3 protein-coding genes are annotated in these 3,459 nt (G+C 27.5%); all 3 read left to right on the top strand.

Features of this window, described 5'->3' with window-relative positions; all coding sequences use genetic code 11:
• The first annotated feature begins 218 nt into the window (after positions 1–218).
• From MR285_RS03520 to MR285_RS03530, 3 genes are read left to right on the top strand one after another with little or no spacing between them, the layout of a single operon-like run.
• Positions 219–1,070: a DNA adenine methylase gene (locus tag MR285_RS03520; protein ID WP_293558088.1), complete on the top strand. Its 852-nt coding sequence runs from the start codon at positions 219–221 to the stop codon at positions 1,068–1,070.
• Positions 1,048–2,382: a type II restriction endonuclease gene (locus MR285_RS03525; protein WP_293558090.1), complete on the top strand. Its 1,335-nt coding sequence runs from the start codon at positions 1,048–1,050 to the stop codon at positions 2,380–2,382. The genes MR285_RS03520 and MR285_RS03525 overlap by 23 nt, the downstream gene beginning before the upstream one ends.
• 51 nt (positions 2,383–2,433) lie before the next feature.
• The gene (locus tag MR285_RS03530; RefSeq protein WP_293558092.1) at positions 2,434–3,186 is read left to right on the top strand and encodes a DNA methyltransferase; all 753 of its coding nucleotides are present in this window, start codon (positions 2,434–2,436) and stop codon (positions 3,184–3,186) included.
• Positions 3,187–3,459 lie beyond the last annotated feature (273 nt).

The raw sequence follows: 3,459 nt of genomic DNA on the forward strand, positions 1-3,459 counted from the left end.
GGCAATTGAGAATAAAAATAGAGAATTAGACGAAGAAAAACTAGATAGTGCCATAAAGGAGCTAAAAGAAAAATTAAATATTAAATAGTTGTAAAGGCAACGTGATAATTTTGCATTTTTAATAATTTTTCAAAGATAAAAGTTTGTAATAAAAAAATTTATAGAATATAATATTTTTAAAGAAGACAAAACTTATTAAATGGAGGAGGTATAAGAAATTGAAGGATATAATTCTAGCACCTATTTTAAAATGGGTTGGTGGAAAAAGACAATTATTAAATGAAATAAATCCTCTTATACCAGAAAAAATAACAACATATGTTGAACCCTTTGTAGGTGGCGGAGCAGTTTTATTTAATTTGCAACCAAAAAAGGCAATAATAAATGATTTTAACAAGGATCTAATTAATGTTTATAGGACTGTTAGAGATAATCCAGAGGGTCTTTTAGATATTTTAAAAGAACATGATTATAGAAATTGCGAAGATTACTATTATGAAATTAGAGCACTAGATAGAGATGATAAATACAACAATATGAATGATTTAGAAAAGGCTGCTAGGATAATTTATCTCAATAAAACTTGTTTTAATGGTTTATTTAGAGTTAATCAAGCAGGACAATTCAACAGCCCTTATGGAAAGTATAAGAATCCCAATATTATTAATGAACCAGTCATATTAGCGATGTCAAAATATTTTAACGAAAATGATATAAAAATATTAGAGGGAGACTATCGAGATGCTTTGAAAAATTTAAGAAGGGGTGCCTTTGTATACTTTGATCCGCCTTATATGCCAATATCTTCTTCCTCAAGTTTTACAGGATATACTGAAAATGGATTTAATAAAAAAGATCAGCAAGAACTTAAAAAAGAATGTGATAAGCTAAATGAAAGAGGAATTAATTTTATGCTTTCTAATTCTGCACACCCCTTTATTATAGAACTTTATAAAGATTATGACATTACAATAGTTAAAGCAAGACGTTCAATTAATTCAAAGGGCAATAAAAGAGGAGAAATAAACGAAATATTGGTGAGAAATTATGGCAAAAATAAGTACAAATAGTGCTTGGGAAAAACTTTTTGATAAATATAATATAGAGAAAGAAGTAAATGAAAAGGGATTTTTTAATATAAAAGCTGAGCAAATTAAAGAATTTAAAGAGCCAAGACTTATGGCAAAGTGGGATAGTTCTGAATCTCTTCCAAGTATTTTAAAATCAAAAGAGATAAATATTTTACCAACATCTAGAAGTTCATATATATTGAGCAATTTTAATCTATATAAGGAATTGCCAAAATATACCGAAGATGTTACAAAAATGAAAAAGGTAGAAATCCCAGATTTAGAAAGCATTGACATAGAAAATGTTACATCAGAAGCAAATGCTATTAATGTTTTGATGCTATCTCCTATTTTAGAAGATTTTTTAGGAGATGGAGAAAACTATGCAACTTTTAATGGGAGAATGGGCACAGGTGAATTTAATTTTTTTGTAAATAGAAATTTAAAAGATCCTCTATGTATTGATGTCAAAAATGCTCAATGTGAAATTGACGCTGGATTAGAAAATGACAAATCAGTAGTTATAATTGAAGCAAAAAATGTAATTCATCCAGATTTTCATGTACGACAATTATATTATCCATATAGACTGTGGAGAAATAAGGTTAAAAAACCTATAAGATTATTATTTTCAATATACTCTAATCAAATATATAGATTATTAGAATATAGATTTAATGACCTTAATAATTACTCATCAATAGAATTAATAAAAGAAAAAAATTATACACTACAAGACACAAAAATCACTTGTTATGATCTTCTTGAAGTATATAAAAAAACAAAAGTTACTATAAGTGACAATATGAATGATTATGAAAAAACTCCTTTTGTACAAGCAGATAGTTTTGAAAAAATTATTTCTCTAATTGATTTTTTAAAAGAGGAAGATATGTCTCCAGCAAAAGTTGCTGAAATTATGCAATTTGATATACGACAAGCAGGATATTATTTTAACGCTGGAAAATATTTAGGTATTTTTGAAAAATATCATGGAGAAGAATTTGATGAGGAAAGTAGCAAGTGGAACAAAGTCGTGAAAATAAGATTAACGAAAAAGGGACAAGAAATTGCTAAAATGAATTATAAGCCAAGACAATTAGAACTTGTAAAATTAATATTAAGACATAAAATATTTAATGTTTTTTTCTTTGAAACATTTACTACAGGACAATTCCCAAAAAAGAAGGATATAGAGAATGCAATGAGGAAATATAATGTTTGTAATGAAGGGCAAATAACAAGAAGAGCAAGCACAGTATATTCTTGGTTAAAATGGATATTTAGGCTTCAAAAAGTTACGCAAGAATAGTCAAACATTTCCTTAGAGATCTTAGTATATTATTAATGAGGTATTTAAGCAATGGATGATAAAATAAAAAAATGGGAGCCTGAAAATTTTGAACTTGAGATGACAACTCATTGGTCTTTTTCTGAAAGAGGAGATTGGGCGACACATGACAATAAGTGGAGAGGCAACTGGTCTCCTTACATACCAAGAAATATTATTTTAAGATATTCAAAGGAAAATGATTTAATTTTAGATCAATTTGTAGGTGGAGGTACAACTCTTGTTGAAGCAAAATTATTAAATAGAAATATAATTGGTGTAGACATTAATAATCTTGCTCTTAGTCGCTGTAAAGAAAAAACTAATTTTGAACATGAGGGAGCTAATGGTAAAGTTTTTTTGCGAAAGGGAGATGCGAAAAAACTTGATTTTATTTCCGACAATAGCATTGATTTAATCTGTACACATCCACCTTATGCAAATATAATTAAATACAGTGAAAATATAGAAGAAGATTTATCTCATTTAGAAATAAAGGATTTTTTAGAAGAGATGAAAAAAGTTGCATCAGAAAGTTATAGAGTTTTAAAGACGGATAAATTTTGTGCTATTTTAATGGGTGATATTCGTAAAAAAGGTAACATGATACCATTGTCATTCTATGTAATGCGCATTTTTGAAAATGTTGGATTCAATCTTAAAGAAATTATAATAAAAGAGCAGCATAATTGTAAAATGACAGGTTTTTGGAAGACAAATAGTGTTAAATATAATTTTTTACTTATTGCCCATGAGCATCTATTTATCTTCAAAAAAATTAAATAATTAGAAAAATTAAAAGCCTCGGCACTATTATGCTGAGGCTTCTTAGATTTAAAAATTTTAACAATTCAAAATCAAAATCTTAATTATATTTAAAGATAAAGTAAATCTAATTAAAATTCTGATATTTCGTAGATATCCATGTTTTCTTCGTGGAATTTTTTATTTTTTACAGCTACTCTAGCTGCCAATGTGTCAAGGCTTGTAACTATGTCGATGCCATATTCTGTCGACATTCTTCTAATTTTGAAACCATCTCTTGTTGAGTCGCCACCT

This window comes from Peptoniphilus sp. (assembly GCF_022767005.1).
Classification (GTDB): domain Bacteria; phylum Bacillota; class Clostridia; order Tissierellales; family Peptoniphilaceae; genus Peptoniphilus_A.